This is a genomic window from Paenibacillus ilasis (genome assembly GCF_043195395.1).
GTDB classification, from domain to species: domain Bacteria; phylum Bacillota; class Bacilli; order Paenibacillales; family Paenibacillaceae; genus Paenibacillus_AQ; species Paenibacillus_AQ lautus.
Genome location: NZ_JBHDJG010000004.1, coordinates 267133 through 289212 on the forward strand (window position 1 = coordinate 267133; position 22080 = coordinate 289212).

Below are 22080 nucleotides of genomic sequence, written 5' to 3' on the forward strand. Positions count from 1 at the left end.
GAGACACCGGGAAGGGAGGTTTAAGTGAACGTGTTCCAGTGGATTGAGGAAGCCCGGCGGGGCAGTGCGGAGGCCCAGGAAAGCTTGGTCCGGCATTTTACCGGCATGGCGCTGGCTGTGGCCTACGATAAATTGCGTGATCCCCATTTAGCGGAAGATGCCGTGCAGGAGGCCTTTACGGAGGCCTTTGCGAATCTGCATAAGCTGCAGGATTCCCGGCGTTTTCCCGGATGGTTCAAAGTGATCGTGGAGCGGCAGTGTTACAGGGACTTGCGCCGCAAGCAATTTCAGACGTTACCGCTGCATGAGGTTGAGCTGCCGGCTGGAGATCAGCGAAGCTTAGAGTCGGTCGTGGAAAAGAGAGAAATGATCGGTCAGCTGCATGCCACGATCGCGGATTTGCCACCCGGCATGCGGATTGCGGTCCAGCTCTATTATTTTCAAGGCTACAGCCTGCGGGAGATCTCGCAATATTTGGATATATCCTTGACGGCTTTGAAGAAGAGACTTTTTGATGCCCGGCGGAAGCTGAAGAACACGCTTCATGTAGCCGACTTTGTATCGGTGTTCACCGATCTGTATGAGGGAGGCAGGCGTATGCTGCATATCGTTAACGGGGATTCAGTAGGGGATAAGCTGAAGCAAGGGAACGTTCAAGGAGATATCCTGGTGTGGAGGGAGCTTTATTCGTTTGGTCCGGTCTTCACGAAGATGGACGAGCCGGATCATCGGAGCGCAAGAGCTCAGTATCTGGAGCAAACGCTGGGAATTCCGCAGAAGGAATATGTAAAGACCTGCGAGTCGCAGGAGAGGAAGCTTCAGGATTTTAAAAAATATGATGAAGTCGTGCTCTGGTTTGAGCATGATCTGTTTGACCAGACGATGCTGTCTTATTTGCTGCATTGGTTTAAGGATCGGCCACTCGGAAATACGAGGCTTAGCCTGCTGTGCATTGGCGCATACCCGGGCATCGAGCTTTTTCGCGGGCTGGGGCAGCTTAGCACGGAGCAACTCGAGACGTTATCGGGCACATGGCACGCGATTGGAGAAGAAGAGCTTATGCTGGGCAGCGTGTTGTGGGAGGCCTATACCTCGGAACTGCCGGAGAAACATCAGCGCATGCTGGAGGTTGATTCCTCGGCACTGTCTTTTGCAAGCGATGCATTCGAGGCTCATCTGGCACGGCTGCCCTCTGTGAGCAATGGACTCGGGATCATCGAGCAGACGACGTTAGAGGCTGTAGCGGGCGGAATCCATAAGCCTTATGAGTTATTCCGAAAGGTAGGTGATAAGCTCCATACACTCGGAATGGGAGATCTGGAGTTCTGGTATTACCTGGCGAAGATGACGGAGGGGCCGGATTCTTTGCTGGTTATCGATGGTACAGCACCGTTTCCCGACTTTAAGCTGGCTGTACCCCATTTCCAAGATCGGGTGCTGCAAGTGACGAGTTTGGGGCATGAGGTGCTAGCCGGGAAGGCCGACTATGCCTGCACCGGAACCATCGATAAATGGGTAGGAGGCTTGCAGGTGAGGGGGAAGGATCCGTTATGGCGCTGGAACCCGGAGCGGAAGTCGGTTGTGCGGATGGCCGAAACCGATTAAACAACTGAAACAAGAAAAAGGGCGATCCTTGCTTGGCGTTGATGCCAGGCAAGGATCGCCTCTTTTTAAGATATCAGAAAGTATAAACTTCGGAGGATCTGCTGCCTGATATCGCAAGAAAAACTACCGCCAAACGCGGTCTGTCTTCTTTGAGAGTACGTCGATTGGCGTTTTTCTTATAGTTACAGATGAGAGCCGCCGGTTGCGTCAACCATTTGGCCCGTCACCCAGCGCCCGTCGCTCGATGACAGAAACGCTACGACATCCGCAATATCCGACGGCTGACCGATTCGGCCAAGCGCGGACATCTCCGCGGCATGCTGCTGCCCTTCCGGCGTATGCAGCCATGAAGCATTCACATCCGTATCCACGATGCCTGGAAGAACCGCATTCACCGTGATCCCGCGTGGACCAAGCAGCTTGGCGAGATGCAAGGTGAACGTATTGATGGCACCCTTGGTGATGTTGTAAGCCATAATATGCGGATAGGCGATACGCGTAACACCGGAGGAGATGTTGACGATGCGTCCGCCGTCACGAAGGAGCGGCAGCGCCTGTTGGACCAGGAAGAACGGTGCTTTTACATTGACGGCAAGCAGCTCATCGAAGCTTTCCTCGGTCGTCTCTTCAAAGGTGTTGGAGGTTCCGATGCCTGCGTTATTCACCAGAATATCGAAACGGTTGTCCCCCGTTACGCGAACAAGTTCCTCCTCCAGAGAATGAATGAGTCCTTTTGCTCCGTCTACCGATTCCAGTTTGGCGCCTAGGGCGATAGCTCGCCCACCCTGATCTTGTATGGTCTGGACAACCTGATCCGCAGCATCCCGGCGGGTTCCGTAATGCACAACGACAAGAGCCCCATCTTCCGCTAACCGAAGGGCGATTCCTTTGCCGATTCCTCGGCTTCCGCCTGTAACCAATGCGATTTTGTCTTCTAATCGTTTCATGAAACCCCACTCCTCTTGTTCGATTTAACGCTACTGTACACTCTCCTGTTAAGGGGAGAGTCAAGAGGGCGGGAAGAGTTTTATTCAATAACAAAAAAAGATCTCGGATTACTGCTGCTGCAAGCACGGATGGAGGCCGGGTCGAGTTTCGTTTCGGTAGCCCTCACGGCAAGGAAGGGTTACTCCGCGTTACCTTGTAGGGGGATAAGCAATTCCGCAGGGCGCTGCTTACCATAGATATCTTTATCCGAGGTGAGATAGATCTCGCGGATCGGCTCCCGGTCCGATTGAACGAGGCCTTGGGACGAAATCCACGCCTTGAGCTCGGGTATAACGGGGCAGCTATGGATGCATGGATCACAACGATGTACAAGAGATGCGGCAGATATCAGCTGCGGCAGAAAGTCCACACGAACGCGCCCATTAGCAGGGATGTCCCTGGTTATGGGGACTGCGACCTCAATATCGGCGATGTCGGCATTCCCGCTGCCGTGGTCATGCCAAAGAATGGTTAGCTGCCTGGCTTCCTCTTCTCCATAAGAGGCAGCATATTTCGTAATCTCATCCAGCAAGAGACATAGCTGGCTACGGGGGACTTGGTCACGAATGAAAGCGGCACGCTGGAATGGGACTTCCCGGATAGTGGGGCCACCCGGATTCCCTGCTTCGGATCGTTCCAAGCGCGTCATCCTGCTGTTCACTTCATCCAACTGCAGCTGGAGGCTCCGCATCGCATGCTGAAGCTCCGTCATTTTATCCGCAAGTTTGTTCTTGACGACATCGGTTCCTATATCCTCTTCAAAAAAAGGCTTGAGCTGTTCCAAGGTAAACCCCTGTTCCTTGTAGGCGGCAATCCGCTTAACGATCAGAAGCTGCTCCTCGGAATAGTAACGGTATCCGCTTTGTTCATCAACATGGGCCGGCTTCAATAGGCCCAGCTCATCATAATATCGCAATGTTTTGATGGAAATGCCGCTGACCTTGGCAAAAGCGCTGATCTTCATCATGCCGGTTGCAACCTCCTTTACGATTCGGTCTCTCGTCGATAACGATATCATATCTCGCGCTCCTGCTTGCGTAAAGAACGCAACTCGCCGGATCTGAAGGAACAACTCGGTCCCAAGACCGAGCCGGTTTTCATCCCGTGGCGGGAATTCAATTCGGTCGGATTATCGTACAATGTGTTCAAAGAAGATTCGTGATCCCGCTTAAGAGCAAGAAAGGAATGGGGATGAGGCTGATGAACGGAACGTACGAGGATCGCCAGGCGATCCAAACGTTATTCGATTCGCTGTCCAAGGCGTGGGGAGAAGGGAATGGCCGGGCTTATGCGGAATGTTTTACGGATGATGCGGATTACGTCACGTTTAGCGGACAACACTTGAAGGGCCGCAAAGAGATCGATGAGGTTCATCAGAAGCTGTGGGATGGGGTGCTGCGAGACTCCAAGCTGGTTGCGGGACCAACCCCGACCCAACTGCGTTTCCTGACCCCGGAGCTTGCGATAGCCCAGGCTACGGGAGCGGTGCAGCTCAGATTTCATAAGAAGCCGCCCACCGGCCGCTTTTCCATTAATACCAACGTGCTGATCAAGGTGAACGGGGAATGGAAGATATCCGCATTTCATAACTGCCGGATTCAGAGGCCAGGCTGGATTCAGCGGTTGATGATGCGTTCGAAATCAAAATCCAGCTGACGTAGGAAGCGGAGGAAATGCTTTGAAGAAGGGTATAGAGATTGGAAGAGGCAGGAGCGCAGAGGTGTATGAATGGGGAGAGTCTCAGGCTCTAAAGCTGTATTATGAAGGGTACCCCCCGGAATGGGTGACCTATGAGGCGGAGATGGGCCGCATCGTTGCGGAAGCGGGCGTGCCTACCCCTGCCGTCTTTGACATGGTGGATATCGAGGGACGAACGGGACTGGTGTATGAACGGGTGACAGGACCGTCGATGCTGCATCAGGTTCAATCGTCACCGCGCAAGCTCACGAAGTGCGCCCGTGAGATGGCACGGCTCCAACATGCGATGCATGGCTGCACGACAACCTTGCTGCCGCCGCAAAAGGAAAGGCTGGAACATGCAATTCTTGATGCAAGCGGCATCCTGCAGGGAAAGGCGCAGGCCATATGCAAGGTACTGGACTCTTTTCCTGAGGGGGACTCCATCTGTCATGGCGACTTCCACCCGGACAATGTGATCGTGGCGGAGAGCGGATACCGGGCGATCGATTGGAATAACGCCACGATTGGTGACCCTCTATGCGACGTCGCCAGGACATCCCTGATGTTTCAATCTCCTTTTCATCCGCTCGAACAGTCGAGCCTTATGGCGATTCCGCTTCGGATGGCCCGAATCCTGTGGAATAAAATATACCTGAATGAATATCGTCGATTATCTCATGCAAAGATGGAGGAGATCGACCGCTGGATGCTGCCGGTAGCGGCAGCCAGGCTGAGAGAGGATGTCCCTGGAGAAAGAGCATGGCTGCTGGGTCTCATTGATGATCGGCTGCGTGTTTATGCTTAATAGAGATCAGGACTCATAAGATATTGTACTTCCTGGGCTGTCCGCAGACAGGACTGTAATCGAACAGGAGATCAGGCGCCTGGAGCGGAGGATGAAATAGCGGGAGGGAACAGGAGGGATAAGAAGAGCGCTATGCAGGGTCACCTTTCACCAATGTTGCCGGAATATCTCAAGCTTCTAGTTTCAATACCGAACGGGAAGTATAAGGATAGATAGACGACGAAGCAGGAGGCGGGAATCCCTCATGAGCAAATGGAAGGAAAATACGCAAGTTAGCCGTTATGCAGGCATCAGCATTTTATTGGGCGGCGCGCTGTTTGTTATAGCTACGCTTATGCACCCTCCAGCTACCGATCCGTGGACGGGTCATCATGTCATTTCTATGATTCCGGACATGCTGACCTATTGGCAATGGGATCACAGCCTGATGCTGACAGCTATATTATTATGGCTTGGAGGACTGTCTTTAGGGGAGACTGTGGCCGGTAGACGCCCGGCTGCGGTGATGGCTGCCCGCTTGTTCATTGCGGCGATGACGATATGGGTGCTCATACTCGCGATGGAATTAACCGTTCTCCCGGTGCTGGCCAAGGAGTGGGACTCGGTTCAAGATCCAGGAACGTCCGCCTTGGGTGTCGGGTTATTTGCTTTCGGTATTATGGCCGGAGATTTTGCCATGATGCTGGCCTGGATCGGAATTAGCCTGCTTGGCATGTCGCTGCTCTCTGAAGGTAGTATGAAACCGTTTATGGCATGGGTAGGCATAGGAGCAGGGGTGTGGGGAGCGCTTGGAATACCTGTAGCACTGCTGCTTCCAAAACTCAGTGTTATCATCTACCCGGTCACCTCGGGTCCTGTTTTTATATGGACGCTGATATTGGGAGTTTATATGGTCACTCGGCAACAACAAACCCAAAAAACAGGGGCCCTATAGGACTCCTGTTTTTTTGCGAATTGGCACGATGGTCCAATAGGTACCGCATCGCCATATCCATTCGAGAGGTCCGTATTGGTACCAACGCATCCACAGATTGCTGGCTATGATCTGGAAGACCACAATCCCTAAGGAAACGAGCGTGGATACGACATACGTGGTGGGCGAGGTGTTTAGGATCAAGCGCTGAATACCTACCAGAAAGACGGTCTGCCCAATGTAGTTGGTGAGCGCCGTCCGCCCATATGCCTGCAACGGATACAGCATCTTTGCACCTAGGCGGGTACGCTCAAGCATTAAGAGCGAGCTTAGATAAAATACAGATACGAGAGGGCCTGTCGCCACCCCGATATGTGCCAGAGTAAAGGCCGCTTCCATGGCTGGTGACGGCGGCACGCCCTCTACCTCGAATAAAAAGGAAGGCATAGGCTCGGAAGGTGCCACCCGCCACATCGTGGCGATGACGATGATCGTTCCTAGCAAAGACAGTACCCAAATCATGCGCAACGAGCGTAATCTAAATCCATTGTGGATCGCATCGAGTAATCGATATTGGCCTGCGGCCAGCCCTAACAGGATCAGAAACGGGATGGTAAGCAGCTTGAATCCCATGACGGCCGCAACCGTAAACCCGGCCAATCCGATACCAAGATTAACTTTCCGCGGTGCCCAATAAAACGGGATCGCCAGCAGACCAACAATCGCATAATAAAACAAGGCCTCACCCGATTGATATAACTGATGTATGACGCCGATCAGAACCAGAACGACTAACCGGCGAATATACAGCCGAAGTCTTGGCCGTCCATCCGTCGCAGCGCTTCGGGATAGGAACATATAGAACCCGAGTCCGAACAGGAACGTGAAGATGGTGTAGAATCGGGCTTCCACGAAAAAGTTAAGCCCTCGCTGCAGCCAAAAATCCGCTGCGGTTTCCGGCGTGGCGATGAGCCAGAGCGCCAATACGTTAACAAACGGCAGACCAAGCAGGGCAAACCCCCTGAACTGGTCTAAAAAATGTAATCGTCCCTTTCCAATGGCAGGCCGATGCTGAGCTGCGGTCCCGTGTTGTCCTTCATGCATGATCACACCATCATCCTGTTCACGGATTTAATATAACGGGCTCTGGCGATCAGGAAATAAACCATTTGGGCGGCCAGGAATGCCGATGAGGCTGCCAATACAGGTCCGTTTACATTCGGAACATCCAGGTATCCGAGAATTGGGTCGAGCACGACCAAGGACTGCAAGGCTGCAACAAGGATGGGAATAAAGAACAGCACGGCAATCTGAACGGTTGCGGAGATGTTCATCTCCCGTGTGCTCAGTCCGATCTTGGACAGGGAGCGGTACATCGCCTGGTCGGCCGAAAGCTCCGTATGCAGCTTGAAATACAGGAAGCTTGCGGTTGAGATCGAGAAGATCAAGGCGACAAACACCCCGATAAAGCTGAATAACGAAAATCCTTGTTTATTGGTGTAATAGTTCTCCGCCCTGGATTCTATATAACCTTCACTGAGTACACTTCTGTTCCACTCCGACAGCTCAAGGCCGAGCTTGGTTTCAGGATCATCCTTCTGGGGGAGTCCTTGGGAATCGGGAAGAATAAACGGATACGTATGAGTCACACTGATTTCATCTGCTTTGGGCCCGCCCCGTAGCTCTTCAAACATGGTATCCGTCACGACCAGCAGCCTGCCGCTGTATACCACAGCCGCAATCCGGTCTGTACGGTTCTCCAAGCTGAAAGAGTAGGACTGACCGGATAATTCGATCTCCGTCTCCGTTAGCGTTCCTTTACTCTTCTTCGCTGCATTCGGGGTTTCCGCCAATAAGGCTTCATTCTCGCCGAGTGACCCAACCGGCTTGGCATTCGTGATGGCGGCCAGATGATCGTAATAGGATTGCGGCATGATGTGTAAGGAGCCCTCCCCGTTCGCAGACAAGCGATAGTAGATGGTCTCGACGCCCGCCCGTTTATAACTGAGCCCTTCTGCCTGCAGACGATTTTCGATCCGGGCCAATTCTTCCTGCGCCTTCGTCTCGTCGGCATTGCTATAGTAGCTGTAGTTAAGCGCATACGGATTATCCAGATATACCGATTTGATTGATTGCTGCATGGCCAGCACGAAGCCGGTGCTCATGGAAGCGAGCGCTACGACAACCGTGACCAAAAACAGCATGCGGGCATTATCCTTGATCTTGTAACTCATTTCGGAAATCCACAGCAGGTTCGTCCCTTTCCAGGTTGTCGCGCGGTTTCGCTGCAGCATGCGGACAACCCACACGGATAGCTGGGAGTAGAAGAAATACGTGCCCATGATTCCCGTAACCGCAGCGATCATCAGTCCCACAGGGTCTAACTCTTTGACGCGAAGGACGGTAAAGCCGATGGTAAGCAGCACCACGCCCAAGATGGCCAGGAATAGATTGGCTTTCGGTTCGGTTTTCGGTTTGCTGGTGCCTTTGAGAAGCTCCAGGACTTGATTCTTCCGGATAAACAACAAGGTGAAGAGCGAGATGACGAGAAACAGCGCAGTGAAAGCACCGGCTGTCAGCAGCATGGCTTTGAACGGCCAATAGAACGGCAGCTCGTCCATATCGATCACTTTGGTGCTGATGAGCAGGAATACCTTGGATAGAAGCATTCCGCTGGCGATGCCCGTTACGATGGCAATGGCGCCAATCAGAACGTTCTCCAGGAAGATCAGCCAATTAATCTGTTTGGCTTCCGCTCCAAGGATCGTAAGAATGCCGAATTCGCGGTTCCGCGACTTCAGGAAGACGCTGATCGAATACAGCACGAATAAGAACGCAAACACATAGACGATCACGGTGGCAATGGTCATTCCCGTACGCGTCATAGTACCCATAGGCGAATTCTCGATGGCCGGATGATAGATGAATACCGCATACGTAAAGAAGATCATGACCATGAACGAGCTGCTAAGCAGGTAAGCGAAATATTGACGCGCGTTACGCCGGACGTTGTTAAACGCGAATTGAGGAAAGCTCACTTGTATTCCCTCCCCAGAACGATAGCGTATCGATGATTTTTTGGAAAAAGGCCTGCCGGTTCTCTCCGCGGTGAATTTCGGCGGCCAGCTTGCCGTCTTTAATAAAGACGATGCGGTTGCAATAGCTTGCGGCCAGAGGATCATGCGTAACCAGCATCAATGTGGTGCGATCCCGCTCATTGATCTCGGCTAACGACTCCATCACGATCCGTGAGGAGTTGGAATCGAGTGCTCCTGTAGGCTCATCCGCAAGCAGTAACAGAGGCGCGCCGATGATCGCCCTGGCAATCGCGGTGCGCTGTCGTTGACCTCCCGAAATCTCGTACACGCGTTTATTCAAAATTTCGCGGATGCCAAGACGGGAAGCGGTTTGCTGCAGCATTGACTCCATGTCCTTGAGTGGACGGCGGTCCAGCGTAAGCGGAAGCACGATATTCTCGGCAACCGTTAACGTATCGAGCAGATTGAAATCTTGAAACACAAAGCCGAGCTGTCTCCGGCGGAAGTGGGCAAGCTCGCTTTTTTTCATGGTATAAGGATTTTTGCCCCCGATCTTGACCTCGCCCGAGCTTGGACGATCGATGGTGGATACCATGTTCAGCAGGGTGGTTTTACCGCTGCCGGAAGGGCCCATGATGCCGACGAATTCACCCTCTTGAATGGTGAGATGAATATCGGTAAGAGCTTGTGTCGCCACTTTGCCCGCATATACTTTGTTTAATGCTTTTACTTCAAGAATATCCATAACCCCGAAGCCCCTTTCTGTATACCTCTTTAGTGTGCGAGTTCAAAAAGTCGGATTTTCAGCACCGAAGCGTATGCTTCCGAAGTGCGTTTTTTCAAAACACTTTAGGTTGGATGAAGCTAGGGAGTGAGGAGCGGAGCTACACGTTTTCGCAGAAAACGACATCGGAAGCATCTGCTTGTTTTGGGTACGTGAGCACCTGAAATGTTTCCGCAGGAAACATACTTCGGAAGCATCTGCTTAGGCCCGGCTGAATTCAAGATTCGATGCCGAGTTACTTCTTGACTCCCTTCGTGATCAAAAGACGACTTTTTGAACAACATCTTAGTGTAACCTAACTTTATCGTATACTGACTTGACCGTGCTATGGATTTAGGTGAACCGGAGCTTACATCTGCCATAAGGTTATGTTCGCATATTCTGTTCGTATGCTGGGGATATCGCGAAATGAAATGAAGACACACCTAAGTTGGAGATGTGTCTTGATTTACTGCTTTCCGCAGCGTCAAGGTGACGGTGGTTCCCTCACCAAGCGTGGATTCCAGTTGAGCGGGGTGATTAAGCTTATGGGCAATTTCACGAACAAGATACAGGCCCATGCCGGTGGATTCATGATATTGCCGACCACGCTCTCCGGTGAAGTAAGGATGGAACACCCGGTTGATGTCCTCCGGCGCAATGCCGATACCCTCATCACGTATATGAAGTTTGATGTTCTTCCCCGCTGCTTCTGCGGTTAATTGAATCTTCTTGCCGGGGCTGCCCGAGTAGTTCACGGCATTCGTCAGAATCTGGCCCAGCATAAACCGGAACCATTTGGCATCCGTATAGACGGTGATTTGATCATCGATTTGGAACACCGGCGTAATGCTTTTACGAATGAACAGCTTGCGGTTCTCCACGACGGATTCGCTTACCGCGGCACGGAGTCCGACGGCTTCTACCTTGAAATCCTGCTCGAACCGGTCCAGGCGTGCGGTATACAGCACCATTTCGAGGCCTTTGCGAATGCGTTCAAGCTCTTCCCGTATATGTTCGGCGGGTGCCTCTTCGACTTCATCGAGTGTTAGCTGAATCACCGACAGCGGGGTCTTCATCTGATGTACCCAGCGGTTGACGAAGGCCAGGTGCTGGTCGGTTCCGCTTTGATGCCGATGCAGCTGCTCGCGGTATAAGCGCTCATAATGGCCGATCCGCTCGTGAATCGCTTCCGGCAGCGGCGCTTCACCCAGGGGAGGGTTAGAGAATTCCTTCTTCGAGAGCTCCTCGGAAGAAAGCTCTTGATACATCGTGCGATGGGAAAGATACCGGTATGCAAGATAGAGAAGCAGCACGACACTGCTTAACAGCACCCCGTATAGCACGACAGTAAAGGGTCTGCCTTCACCGGTAAGCCAGTACAGCAGGGGGACAAGCAGCATTTGAACGGTAAAAAACAGCATGAGCGGGAGATGCTCCCGCAAGAAAAGTTTCATAAGGGCTCCCTGCCTGTCATGAACCGGTAGCCTGCTCCCCGGACGGTTTCGATAAGATCTCCGGCGCCAAGCTCACGAAGCTTGCGGCGAACCCTTGTAATATAAACATTTAACGTATTGTCATCAATGAAGTGCTGATCTTCCCACATCAGGTCCAGCAGCCGCTCGCGGCTGACCACACGGCCGTCTTTTTCCATTAGCATCGTCAGCAGGGCTGCTTCCTTCTGGGTAAGCTCGGCTGACTCGTCTCCATAAGTTACAACGAATCGCTCTGGATAGATGATGAGACCGGCGCTTTCGACGGTTTGCTCATCCTCCTGACCGGAGGCATAGGCACCGACTGCACGGCGCAGGTGGCTGCGGATTTTGGCCAGAACAAGCTCCATGTCAAACGGCTTTGTAATATAATCATCCGCCCCGTTTTCCAGCGCCATGATCTGATCCATGCCGCTGTCGCGTGCCGAGATGAAGATGATCGGGCAGTGCGATTGGGTACGGATTTGCCTACACCAATAATACCCGTCGAATTTCGGCAGATTGACGTCCAGCAGAACCAGGTCCGGCTTCGTATCCGTAAAAATGTCCATCACACGGCTGAAGTCTTCGGTAATCCGTACGTTGAAATCATATTTGGAAATAGCCGATCTTAATTTATCCGCGATTCGTTCATCGTCTTCCACAATCAGGATGGTATACACGGTTTCAGCTCCTTTTAACTCCTAAACTACATCATGTACTTACTATACCGAATTGGAGATGACGTTGGAAATCCAGTGGTCCCAGATTCCGAATAGGAGGCAACCACTTGGTCGATCTGAATTAACCTTTGCCCAGGCCCATGCATAAGATGTAGTCACATAAAACCTGCTGCCTGGGAAAGGGCGTGGCTTCATATGGGAATTCATTTAACTGCGATTCACTGGGTGTACCTGGCGTTTATCGTCTTGATCATGACGCTGTTGATCCGGCGGCGCGATACGACGCTGATTTGCATTACCGGAATATTCGCGCTTGGCCTTCTGGCAACGGAAACGCTGAGCGGCTCGGTCTCCGGTGTCTTTCATTCATTCATCTACGCGACCAAAGAGCTGATGGGCACAATCATGATCATTTCCATTATCGTGGCGATGAGCCGGGTCTTGATCAAGACGGGGATCAACGAGACGATGGTAGCCCCGTTAACTCGTTTTCTCCGTACTCCCGCGATGGCATACTGGGGCATCGGCATCATCATGATGGTTACATCCTTTTTCTTCTGGCCGTCACCGGCGGTGGCGTTGATCGGGGCGGTCCTGCTCCCTGTTGCCATCCGGGTGGGGTTGCCTGCCCTGGGAGCGGCCGTGGCGATGAATCTGTTCGGGCACGGCATCGCGCTATCGGGCGATTATATTATCCAGGGTGCGCCTAAATTGACTGCCGATGCCGCCGGATTGCCTGTATCCAGCGTCATGGCCGCAAGTGTGCCGCTCGTGATCGTGATGGGACTGGTGACAACCGTGGCGGCATTTTGGATGATGAAAAGAGATCAGCAAAACGGCAGCTGGAGGGATGGATTGGTCACCATCAAAAGAACGGGAGAAGCGCTGACCACGCGTACCGATGAGGATGATACCGCGGCCCCCATTTCTCCCGGCATGAAAAAATGGCTGGCCATCGCGATCCTGCTCCTGTTTGCGGCAGACGTGGCGGCTATGTTCATCCTGAAGCTGCAAGGCGGTGACGCCACGGCCCTGGTAGGCGGAACAGCCGTCCTGATCCTCAGCGTCATTACGCTGGTCGCTCATCGCAACCGCGGATTGGAGAAGGTCACTTCGTACTTGATCGAGGGCCTTATGTTTGGTTTTAAGGTATTCGGTCCCGTCATTCCCATTGCGGCTTTCTTCTATCTGGGGGATGCAGCGTTCACCGATTTGTTCGGCAGCGTGCTTCCGGAAGCATCCCATGGGATCGTGAACGACCTGGGGGTTGCCCTTGCGAATGCGGTGCCGCTTAACGGGGCGGTGGGTGCGGTGACATTGACGATCACCGGCGCTATAACGGGTCTTGACGGTTCGGGCTTCTCGGGTATATCGCTTGCCGGCTCGATCGCGCAGTTGTTTGCAACGGCCATCGGTTCAGGGGCGGCTACCCTGACGGCGCTTGGCCAGGTTGCCGCCATCTGGGTAGGCGGCGGCACGCTCATCCCATGGGCATTGATCCCGGCTGCAGCCATATGCGGGGTCAGCCCGTTCGAGCTGGCAAGGCGGAATCTGAAGCCGGTGCTGTTGGGCCTTGCCGTTACCACGGTTGTTGCGATGTTTCTGGTGTAAATTAAGCAAAAATAAGAGCGCTGACTATGTTGTCAGCGCTCGTTTAATCTGTTGAGGAACCGAAATCCGTGATGTTCATGCTGACCTCATACGTAATCGGGACATGGCTAAAGGTTTCATCCCAGTCCGATTTTAGTTTCTTCCATAATTGTGGATGTTTGATCCGGAGCTCCTCTCCAAAGCCCCCTACGTCAACATGATAGACATGCTGCATTTTATTCAGGACTTGTTCGATCTGTTTACGGGCCTCATCTTCAAACTGCCGCTCCATTTCTTTGATGTATTGCCCGGATGAGGGGATTTCCGGAAAGCTCCAATCCTCGATTAATCTGCCTTCTGAATGGATCTTGATATGAAATGAAATTTCATCTCCCCGAACCTTAGGAATGATGGTGCTATGGGAATTCTTGGGCTCATAGGTTACGGTATGCCCCGTCTTATGCGCGTACGTCTTCAGCGCCCCACCCATCACGTCCTCCTTTATCCAGGATAAGCCTTCAAGATCATATTGGCTTAGTTCCCCGATCCATTTTTTGGTCTTCCCTTTAAAAATGGCCGCCCCCGAAAATTTATGCTCGTTTTGGGCCGTCACGACATTCTGTAATAGAAAGCTCGCCCCTGATTGCATGTTGCTGTCGAGTTTGATCAGTGACACGGGGGGGAGGATCTTGTTGGAGCGATACCGGTTATCCACGAGTCCCGTTAAATAGAAGGCAGGGATTTCCCCGGGTTCAGTGGAGCTTAAAGCTTCAAACGCGCTTCGGTGGCTTACTACTACTAGGCAGCTAGGGCGTATATCGTTATCGCGGAGAATAAAGTCAAATACTTGTTCCAGGCTGTACTTTCTGGCTAATTCGCTCGAAACCACGATGACCTTGAGATGATGGCCGATAAGCGGACGGTCTCTTCGCAGTGAAAATTGGCGGAAGATCTGAATGAGGGAATCTCCCGTTAATTGTTCATTCAGATAGGCCTTGCTTGGCGAGGACGAGCCGGAGCCGCCTTGCTTCTCGTTCTTACCCGTAATCGGGGGTACAATCTGAACCGTTGCCGTCAGCACTTTCCTTTTGGGGTAGGATGCCCCTTGTTTGTTGATATCCCGTTCGAATTTGGATTCGTTCGCTGCATCGAGTCCCAAACCTACATAGACGCTGACATCCTCGATCTCGTTGCTGCTCCAGCAGCCGGTTGTCAGCAGCAGCAGGACGCTGGCCGTTACTGCCGTCACATATCGTGCATATCTGTTCATTTCGGCTTCACACCTTTCTTGCGGGCGATGCTGATCAGTAATAGTATGAGCGGCAGTCCGCCGAATAAATAGATCGACATGTTGCCTACGGTATCTCCCATCTTGAATGTTTCCGAAACGTCCTTCGGAATCATCGAGATGAGGAAGATGACAGGAAGCAGAATAAAGAAAAAAGGTCGTATATTCGTCTTCAGCAGCTGAGACCATCCTAGCGAGGCTGCGTAATGCGTTACCGCAAAGGTCGAGAATATTTGCATGATCCAGATGACAAGCAGCAAGGACTCAAAGCGCTCGAATATCAGTCCCTGGATTTCAAAACTCCGCATTAAGTCCAGTGTCGGCCATGTTCTTGTCTCAACTCCGTTTATGGACAGCCCGCCAATCACCATAATGACGGTGATTAAATAGATGGCCAGGGGAACCGTAATGCCAACGAGCATGGCTTTTGCACCTTTTTTGGGAGATTTCATAAACGCCATGGCAACGAACATGATCTCGTAACCCGTAAAAGATAGCAAAGATGGCTTTAACCCCCGAATCACGGGCATAAACCCTGAGCCGAGTACCGGCCTTAAATTTTTGATGTCAAAAATAGTGCTGCTCAATAGGATCGCTATGAGGAAAAAAACCAGCGTAATCGGCAGAATGATCTCACAGATTCTGGCGATGCTGTTGATCCCCCCGGTGGTCAAATACAGACCGATCCACATAAAGGTCATCACGATGGCCCAAACGGGTGTGCCTTCCAGCAGGTATAACCCCGTTACCTCCGCCATAATCCGGATCTCAAAAGCGGCAATGGTGATGAAATAACCAATAAACACCAGACCTAAAACAAAAGCCAGCCATTTCCCGGTGATCTCAGGCACAAACTGAAACCACGTTTTTCCCTGAAATCTTCGGCATAACGCCACGACGATCCACCCTGCCAATAGGATGATCAAACCGGAGATGAGGATTGAGATCCACACGTCCGGCGTTTTGACAGCCTCGACCGTCGTTCTTGGTAGCGTCAGGATACCGGCACCCAGCATGTAGTTAATGATCATGACGGCCGCTTGAGATGTGGTGATCTGATCATGGGTGCTGTTAGTAATGCTGCTCATGGTCTTAGCCTCATTTCGTGCTTAGGATGATTAATTTCTGCGGTCAGGGTCGTTCGGCTTTAACATTTGGGGTCGTTTCTTCATCACTTTCAGCGGGAACCGAATGAAGAAGTCCTTCAAGTCACTGATGCCGTAAGGCACCATGGGGCTTGCGTAAGGCACGCCAAAGCTCTTCAATCTGACCAAGTGACTGCAGAGAAGAAGGAAGAACATAACGACTCCAAACAGTCCAAGCACTGCCGCAAAGAACATCGCGGTAAATCGGAGAACGCGCAGTGTAATGCCGGCACTGTAGACCGGGATGGTGAAGGAGGAGATCGCGGTTACGGCCACGACAATCACGAGAAACGGACTGACAATTCCGGCATTTACAGCAGCATCGCCAATAATCAGACCACCTACGATACCCATGGCAGGTCCGATTGGTTTGGGCAATCTGATACCGGCCTCCCGTAATATTTCAATGGCAATCTCCATGATGAGCGCTTCGATAAGTGAAGGAAAAGGCACACCTTGCCTAGTTTCAATAATTGTTAACGCTAGCTTGGTCGGAATTAGACCGGGATGAAACGAAATAAACGAAATGTACAGTGCCGGAGCAAGAAGTGCCAACAGCGCGGATAGAAAGCGCAGCAAGCGGACAAAAGACCCCGAGATCCATCTCTCGTAATAGTCCTCCGGTGATTGCAGCAGCATACTGAACGTGACCGGCACAATTAAGGCAAACGGCGTTCCGTCGAGAAGGATAGCTACCCGCCCTTCCAGTAAAGCCCCGATTACCCTGTCAGGTCTTTCCGTGTTCTGTACTTGCTGAAAAGGACTCATGACATTTTCCTCAATCAGTTGCTCGATGTATCCCGACTCCAGAGGATCATCAATTTCGATCTTCTGAATTCGCGTCACGACCTCATCGATCAGCTTCGGGTCGGCGATATCTTTCATATAGGCGATGACCAGATCCTTTTTTACCCGGTTTCCTACCTCGAAACGGGTGAGCTGAAGACTTTCGTTCTTTCCGTGAAGCCTAAGCATGCCTGTATTGTCTGACAGTCTTTCGGTAAACCCGATACGGGGACCACGAAGAAGGGCTTCGGATAGAGGCTCCTCCAGACTTCGACTCTTCCCCTTGGCTGAACCAACCAGAAAGGCTCCTTGCATTCCATCTACCAACAAACCGGTTGTGCCCGCAAGAACAGCTTGTACAAGTTCCAATAGTCCACTGATATGCTTTATCTCACTTACAGGAAGCATCTGGCTGCTGATATAGGCTTTAATCGAGTCACTTGAATGATTGAAGTTATCCTGCTCCGCTTCCGGAATTCCCCCCAACATGAGGGGTCTTATGAGATGGGTGTCCATAAGATCGTTGTCCATCAATCCGTCAACAAAAACGATAGCTGCACGCGTTCCCGTGCCCCGGATCGTAAATTCCCTGATTTCCACGTCTGCATTGTTACCGATGGCTTTACGGACGGACATTAAATCCGTATCGTAAAGTCCTGTAATAAGAACTTGCGGCGAGACACTATCCTCCCTCTTGGGGGGAGAAGGCTCGCTCGGCTCGAGGGAGTAACTCGAATTAATAGATTTCCGAAACCAATGGGTCAACACCAGAAAGAGGATGGGTACCAGCACGAGTAGAAAGGCTTGAACCCATAGCGTCCACTTCGGAATATGAGATACAATGACGGACCACAACGGAAAATCACCCCGCAATTTCTTAGCAATAGGATCATAATGTGAATCATGTGTATTGTTACCCGAGGTGATCTTGAAAATTCCTGTTTTTTCATTATTAGAGAAGGGGACCCACGGGACCGACTCCCCCGATTATGAAAGAATGACTAAACAGCTGGATGCACAAAAAAGAGCATCTCCAGGCCGTTGACCTGATGGGATGCCCCTTGTTCTTATTATGCAAGTTAAGCTGTAGTTCTTACTTTTTCGATATCGAGAACGGCAGTTCCTCCGCACTGTAATGACGGTAGCTTGGAGCCAGTCCAAGGCGGAATTCAAGGGACTTGCCTGCCAGAATATCCTCATGCGTAATGTACAGTTTGGTGTAATCCTGTCCTTCCAATTGAACGTTTGCCACGAAATTGGACTGTGGATTGTTGTTGTCGGTATGAATCAACATCTGTTTGCCGCTTGGCAGCTCAATGCTCACGCTGTCGAATAGCGGGATGCCGAGAACATATTCATTGCTGCCCGGACATACCGGATAGAAGCCCATGGAACTGAACACATACCATCCGGACATGCTGCCGTTATCCTCGTCGCCCGGGAAGCCGTCAAAGCCGCTGTTGAACAGGTTCGACATCAGCTGTTTGAGGACAACCTGGGACGATGCGGGCTGCCCTACATAGTTGAACAGATAAGGAATATGGAAGCTCGGCTGGTTGGAAATCGCCAGCTGGCCATAATCAATGGCAGCCATCTCACTCATCTCATGAATTTCAAAGCCATAGCCCCGCACGTCGAAGTCCGGTGCTTTATTGCACAGTTGGGTGATTTTGTCGAAAAAGCGTTCCTTCGAACCGTGCGCTTCGATCAAGCCCTGGAAATCCTGGAATACCGCAAAGCTGGTCTGCCAGGCGCTTCCTTCGGCATAATCGAGACCCCAGCTCGTATCATTGAAATCCGGACGGAACTGGCCGTTCTGATCTTTTGCTCGCATGAACCCGGTTTCCGCATCGAAAATATTCTTGTAGTTGAGCGCGCTTTGTCTGTACTGTTCGGCTACATCCGACCGGCCCAATACGTCGGCCACGCGGCTGATGCAGTAGTCGCTGTATGCGTAATCCAGCGTGTGGTTCACGCTCTCGTGATAGCTGCTCGGAACGTAACCGTACTTGATGTAGTCCAGCGTTCCTTGACGTCCATAGCAATTCTGCCCGCTCTGCGTAGTGGCTGCGGTCAGCATGGCCTCCAATAGTTCCGGCAGCAGATGCTGGGCCAATCCCTTAGCCGCTGCATCCGCAATGACGGCGTCAATAAGCGTGCCCGGCATCAGTCCGCGCTCATCCGGGGACAGCCATTTCGGCAGGAAGCCGGTCTCGCGGTAGGAATTCAGGAAGCCTTCCAGCATTTCCTCATATTCCTTCGGCGCGATGATGGAATAGAGCGGATATACGGTTTTGTAAGTATCCCAGAAGCCGTTATTGGTATAGAGAACGCCTTTTTTGACGGATCGGGCGGTTGTATCGTAATGAACCGGCTCCATGTTGGCATCAAGCTCATAGAACTTCTGCGGGAACAGGAACATGCGGTAAAGGCAAGTATAGAAGGTGCGCATATATTCTTCGTTCGAGTGAGTGACCCGGATTTTGTTCAGGTAATGATTCCAGGCTTGTGCCGCCAATTCCTTCTGCTCATCCAGGGATGTGTTCCGTTCGCGTGCAAGGTTAAGCTCCGCTTGCTCCAGGCTGATGAAGGAGGTCGCCAGCTTAACATCCAGCGTGCCCCTTTCGCAGTCATTGAAGCGAATGACGACATGCTGGTCCACATTGCCAAAGGCAACCTCAGGGAAGAACTGGCCTTCGGCGTCGTAATAACCTGTCGTGGAGAGATCCATGTCCTTGCTGAAGCTCATGGCCACGTACATACGGAATTCTTTATCGTGACAATCTGCGAAGTTGCTGACAAAGCCGGTTAGTCTGCGCTGGGCTGCATCCAAGCGGAACTCGCTTTTGTTATGAACGTTCAGCACGAAGCCTGCCTGCTGCCCGGAATTGTATTTGATGCGCAGTGCCGCACCATAGGTGCTGGGAGCCAGCTCTGTGGTGATGTTATAACGCTGCTGCTTCACTTTGAGATAGTGGGGCTTGAATATCGCTTCCTCGGGACGGTAGGAGCTTTGACAGGTGAAGACGGACCCTCTGATTTTGTCGTCCGCAATCGGAGTCATCAGGAAGTGGGCGAAGTCGCCCATCCATGGACTTGGCTGGTGTGTCAGGCGAATGCCTTGGAAGACGCGGTCATTGGGGTTGAAGAACCAGCTTCCTTCGTTTTTGGTCTGGACAACAAAGTGGTTCATACCGAAAGGTACACCCGTATAAGGGAGCGCATTCCCGTTGGAATAGGTGTATTGGTTGTTGGTTCCTTGCCTTGTATCGATATAGTTCAGCATGTTAGAGTCTCCTTTGGTTCATAAAAATAGGTGTTACAGCTTCTTCACGGTCTGACGTTCAATGAGACGAACGGGAACCACGGTATTCTCATGAGGATGATCCAGGGGATTCTCGATCAGGGTGATGAGGCTTCGCGCAGCCTGATATCCCATCTGTTCGAAGTCCTGGGATATGGTGGTCAGCTTGGGTTCAACGAAGCCCGCGAGATGAATGTTGTCAAAGCCTACTATAGAGAAATCATCCGGTACCGACAGGCCCAGTTCTTTGGCAATCTGAATGATCTCGATCGCAATCAGGTCATTCTCGGCAACAATACCCGTAATTCCCTGTGTCACAACGGATTGAATAAACTGAATATAGTATTCTCTGCCGTTGTCGTTGTCATGGGTTAAGTACCGGTCGGTCAAGTCATTGACGCTGTAATCGATCAGGCTGTAATCATATAGAGCCTTCAAATAACCGAAATACCGCTCTCGGATCGAGGAAGAGTTCTCTACCTTCAAAGAGGAGATAAAGGCGATTTTCTTATGATTATTCTCGATCAGATGTTTGGAGGCCTGGTATCCGCCGCCGAAGTTGTCGGAGACAACCGACTGGAATGGAATGCCTTCAATGCATTTATCCATCGTCACCAGCGGGTACTTTGCCAGGTGATACTGGTACAGAATGCCAAGATCGGAGATGCTGCTGATCGGGTAGAGAATCAGCCCCGAATTGGTGCTGTGAAGCGCGGACTCCAGCAGCTTCCGCTGTCCGACAATCGTATTGGACTGAATATTCAAGGTATAGTCGGTTGTTGCGAGAAATTGGTTGATGCCTTTTTCATAATCTCCAAGTCCCGGGTTATGGGCGAACGGCAGAATCAGCAGGATCTCCTTACTGGTCTTGCCCAGGGGCCTGTGAGGTGCCTTGTCTGTGCTCACGAAGCTTCCCTTGCCTTGGATCCGGTAGATCAGCTTGGCATTCTCCAGCTCGGTCAGCGCCCTCTTCGAGGTAATTCGGCTGACGTTGTACTCTTTCGAAATCTCAGCTTCGGTCGGAAGCTGATCTCCGGCTTGGAGTTCCCCGGATTCAATCTTGGCCGTTAGAGCATTTACGATATGTTGATATAGTGGAATTTGTTCCATAGCGGATTTCCTCTCTGAATTTGATATATCATTTTGTGGCGTTTATGTCAAAGTCTAATGCTACTTTTGATAAAAAGTTACAGTTGTTATGTTTGAATATACAAAAGGAATACACTGCTCGTGGTGTATCTAGTTCAAAGATTCTATGCTCATAGTATCGTTTCCACGGTTATATTTCAAGATTAGACACTCCTGGCACCAATAGATTGAAGTGATTGAAAATGATATATATAATAAAAGGATATAGCTATCTATTGGTATAACAAATATTCCTACGGATGTTGATTTGACAGTTCATCACTTGAGTGATAAATTGACTGTGATTATGGTAGGGGAGGTGAAGGGAGTCAATGAAACAATTGGGGTTTCATCAGGAGAACCGATTAGCCATGCTGTCCTGGGTTCGGATCACCCGTTTTCAACAGATCGGTAATCACCTCTCGAATGAGTTCTTACAGCCGTTCTGCATCACGGTTGCCCAATTCGACGTCTTGATCCAGGTCTTCGCGCACCAACCTTTGTCACAGCAGGAGCTGGCCGAATATCTTTCCATTAGCGGCGGCGGTGTCTCCCATATGGTGAAACGACTGGAGAAGCTGGGCCTGATTGTCCGCAAGCAGGATTGGAAGGTAAAGTATATCTCGCTAACCGATAAGGGACAGGCCTTGCTGGAAGAAATTATCCCGCTGCTGTCGGATTTCCAAACCTCTATGTTCGACATTTTGGATGAACAGGAGTTGCAGCAGCTTTACAAGACGATGAGGAAGCTTCATCAGTATAATGTAAAGAAAAAGTCGGCAACCCCGGAGGTTATCGTCGAGGAAGAGTAGCTGAAGGAGACGAAGAGGAGTCCTAAGAGAGGGATTCCTTTTTTGGCGTGGAGCGGGTCCATTTTTTGGTGAGAGATCTAA

19 protein-coding genes are annotated in these 22080 nt (G+C 51.4%); 7 read left to right on the forward strand and 12 right to left on the reverse strand.

From position 1 onward, the window contains the following. Positions 1–24 precede the first annotated feature (24 nt). Positions 25–1605 carry a sigma-70 family RNA polymerase sigma factor gene (locus ACETK5_RS28655; RefSeq protein ID WP_394059305.1) on the forward strand — a complete coding sequence of 527 codons (1581 nt, stop codon included), beginning with the start codon at positions 25–27 and terminating at the stop codon, positions 1603–1605. Positions 1606–1787: 182 nt separating this feature from the next. On the opposite strand, the gene ACETK5_RS28660 is transcribed toward ACETK5_RS28655, so the two are convergent. Together ACETK5_RS28660 and ACETK5_RS28665 are read right to left on the reverse strand one after the other, a co-directional pair. Further along, positions 1788–2552: an SDR family oxidoreductase gene (locus ACETK5_RS28660; RefSeq protein WP_326118605.1), complete on the reverse strand. Its 765-nt coding sequence runs from the start codon at positions 2550–2552 to the stop codon at positions 1788–1790. Positions 2553–2731: 179 nt separating this feature from the next. Further along, positions 2732–3610, reverse strand: a complete 879-nt coding sequence (locus tag ACETK5_RS28665) for a MerR family transcriptional regulator (protein ID WP_394059307.1) — start codon at positions 3608–3610, stop codon at positions 2732–2734. 15 nt (positions 3611–3625) lie between these two features. Between ACETK5_RS28665 and ACETK5_RS28670 the strand changes: the two genes are divergently transcribed. From ACETK5_RS28670 to ACETK5_RS28685, 4 genes are all read left to right on the forward strand, one after another. Further along, positions 3626–3754, forward strand: coding sequence for a hypothetical protein (locus tag ACETK5_RS28670; RefSeq protein ID WP_279300490.1), 129 nt, complete (start codon positions 3626–3628; stop codon positions 3752–3754). A 38-nt stretch (positions 3755–3792) separates the two neighbouring features. Beyond that, a complete protein-coding gene (locus ACETK5_RS28675) occupies positions 3793–4248 on the forward strand; it encodes an SgcJ/EcaC family oxidoreductase (protein WP_100541361.1) in 456 nt (151 codons plus the stop codon). Positions 4249–4270: 22 nt separating this feature from the next. Further along, the gene (locus tag ACETK5_RS28680) at positions 4271–5077 is read left to right on the forward strand and encodes a phosphotransferase family protein (protein WP_394059310.1); all 807 of its coding nucleotides are present in this window, start codon (positions 4271–4273) and stop codon (positions 5075–5077) included. 244 nt (positions 5078–5321) lie between these two features. Further along, positions 5322–6011: a hypothetical protein gene (locus ACETK5_RS28685; RefSeq protein ID WP_394059311.1), complete on the forward strand. Its 690-nt coding sequence runs from the start codon at positions 5322–5324 to the stop codon at positions 6009–6011. Here ACETK5_RS28685 and ACETK5_RS28690 read toward each other — a convergent pair. The 5 genes from ACETK5_RS28690 to ACETK5_RS28710 all read right to left on the reverse strand — a co-directional run bounded on the left by ACETK5_RS28690 (position 6006) and on the right by ACETK5_RS28710 (position 11946). After that, a complete protein-coding gene (locus ACETK5_RS28690; protein ID WP_394059313.1) occupies positions 6006–7094 on the reverse strand; it encodes a DUF418 domain-containing protein in 1089 nt (362 codons plus the stop codon). The two genes, ACETK5_RS28685 and ACETK5_RS28690, sit on opposite strands and share 6 nt — an antisense overlap. A gap of 2 nt (positions 7095–7096) precedes the next feature. Continuing rightward, positions 7097–9028 carry an ABC transporter permease gene (locus ACETK5_RS28695; protein ID WP_394059315.1) on the reverse strand — a complete coding sequence of 644 codons (1932 nt, stop codon included), beginning with the start codon at positions 9026–9028 and terminating at the stop codon, positions 7097–7099. After that, positions 9003–9773, reverse strand: coding sequence for an ABC transporter ATP-binding protein (locus ACETK5_RS28700; protein WP_100541146.1), 771 nt, complete (start codon positions 9771–9773; stop codon positions 9003–9005). Before ACETK5_RS28700 ends, ACETK5_RS28695 begins: the two co-directional genes overlap by 26 nt. A 464-nt stretch (positions 9774–10237) precedes the next feature. After that, entirely contained in the window at positions 10238–11248 is a 1011-nt protein-coding gene (locus ACETK5_RS28705) for a sensor histidine kinase (RefSeq protein ID WP_394059317.1), read from the reverse strand. After that, the gene (locus ACETK5_RS28710; RefSeq protein ID WP_100541144.1) at positions 11245–11946 is read right to left on the reverse strand and encodes a response regulator transcription factor; all 702 of its coding nucleotides are present in this window, start codon (positions 11944–11946) and stop codon (positions 11245–11247) included. The genes ACETK5_RS28705 and ACETK5_RS28710 overlap by 4 nt, the downstream gene beginning before the upstream one ends. A 195-nt stretch (positions 11947–12141) precedes the next feature. Here ACETK5_RS28710 and ACETK5_RS28715 point away from each other — a divergent pair, with 195 nt between their 5' ends. Then, entirely contained in the window at positions 12142–13557 is a 1416-nt protein-coding gene (locus ACETK5_RS28715) for a hypothetical protein (RefSeq protein WP_394059320.1), read from the forward strand. A 43-nt stretch (positions 13558–13600) separates the two neighbouring features. Here ACETK5_RS28715 and ACETK5_RS28720 read toward each other — a convergent pair whose 3' ends face one another. The 5 genes from ACETK5_RS28720 to ACETK5_RS28740 all read right to left on the reverse strand — a co-directional run bounded on the left by ACETK5_RS28720 (position 13601) and on the right by ACETK5_RS28740 (position 21169). Beyond that, positions 13601–14806: a Ger(x)C family spore germination protein gene (locus ACETK5_RS28720; protein ID WP_100541142.1), complete on the reverse strand. Its 1206-nt coding sequence runs from the start codon at positions 14804–14806 to the stop codon at positions 13601–13603. Continuing rightward, positions 14803–15912: a spore germination protein gene (locus tag ACETK5_RS28725; RefSeq protein WP_100541141.1), complete on the reverse strand. Its 1110-nt coding sequence runs from the start codon at positions 15910–15912 to the stop codon at positions 14803–14805. The genes ACETK5_RS28720 and ACETK5_RS28725 overlap by 4 nt, the downstream gene beginning before the upstream one ends. A gap of 30 nt (positions 15913–15942) precedes the next feature. Then, on the reverse strand, positions 15943–17610 hold the full coding sequence (locus ACETK5_RS28730) for a spore germination protein (RefSeq protein WP_394059322.1): 1668 nt from the start codon (positions 17608–17610) through the stop codon (positions 15943–15945). A gap of 238 nt (positions 17611–17848) precedes the next feature. After that, a complete protein-coding gene (locus ACETK5_RS28735; RefSeq protein WP_394059324.1) occupies positions 17849–20041 on the reverse strand; it encodes a GH92 family glycosyl hydrolase in 2193 nt (730 codons plus the stop codon). Positions 20042–20074: 33 nt separating this feature from the next. After that, entirely contained in the window at positions 20075–21169 is a 1095-nt protein-coding gene (locus ACETK5_RS28740; RefSeq protein ID WP_100541138.1) for a GntR family transcriptional regulator, read from the reverse strand. Positions 21170–21519: 350 nt separating this feature from the next. Here ACETK5_RS28740 and ACETK5_RS28745 point away from each other — a divergent pair, with 350 nt between their 5' ends. Then, positions 21520–21999, forward strand: coding sequence for a MarR family winged helix-turn-helix transcriptional regulator (locus ACETK5_RS28745; protein WP_394059326.1), 480 nt, complete (start codon positions 21520–21522; stop codon positions 21997–21999). The last annotated feature ends 81 nt before the right edge of the window (positions 22000–22080 follow it).

Excerpts from the sequence above, each read along its gene's own strand:
- ACETK5_RS28685 (WP_394059311.1), top strand. The coding sequence starts at position 5,322 with ATGAGCAAATGGAAGGAAAATACGCAAGTTAGCCGTTATGCAGGCATC.
- ACETK5_RS28700 (WP_100541146.1), bottom strand. The coding sequence starts at position 9,773 with ATGGATATTCTTGAAGTAAAAGCATTAAACAAAGTATATGCGGGCAAA.
- ACETK5_RS28735 (WP_394059324.1), bottom strand. The coding sequence starts at position 20,041 with ATGCTGAACTATATCGATACAAGGCAAGGAACCAACAACCAATACACC.
- ACETK5_RS28745 (WP_394059326.1), top strand. The coding sequence starts at position 21,520 with ATGAAACAATTGGGGTTTCATCAGGAGAACCGATTAGCCATGCTGTCC.
- ACETK5_RS28690 (WP_394059313.1), bottom strand. The coding sequence starts at position 7,094 with ATGCATGAAGGACAACACGGGACCGCAGCTCAGCATCGGCCTGCCATT.
- ACETK5_RS28720 (WP_100541142.1), bottom strand. The coding sequence starts at position 14,806 with ATGAACAGATATGCACGATATGTGACGGCAGTAACGGCCAGCGTCCTG.
- ACETK5_RS28725 (WP_100541141.1), bottom strand. The coding sequence starts at position 15,912 with ATGAGCAGCATTACTAACAGCACCCATGATCAGATCACCACATCTCAA.
- ACETK5_RS28705 (WP_394059317.1), bottom strand. The coding sequence starts at position 11,248 with ATGAAACTTTTCTTGCGGGAGCATCTCCCGCTCATGCTGTTTTTTACC.
- ACETK5_RS28675 (WP_100541361.1), top strand. The coding sequence starts at position 3,793 with ATGAACGGAACGTACGAGGATCGCCAGGCGATCCAAACGTTATTCGAT.
- ACETK5_RS28665 (WP_394059307.1), bottom strand. The coding sequence starts at position 3,610 with ATGATATCGTTATCGACGAGAGACCGAATCGTAAAGGAGGTTGCAACC.
- ACETK5_RS28660 (WP_326118605.1), bottom strand. The coding sequence starts at position 2,552 with ATGAAACGATTAGAAGACAAAATCGCATTGGTTACAGGCGGAAGCCGA.
- ACETK5_RS28740 (WP_100541138.1), bottom strand. The coding sequence starts at position 21,169 with ATGGAACAAATTCCACTATATCAACATATCGTAAATGCTCTAACGGCC.
- ACETK5_RS28715 (WP_394059320.1), top strand. The coding sequence starts at position 12,142 with ATGGGAATTCATTTAACTGCGATTCACTGGGTGTACCTGGCGTTTATC.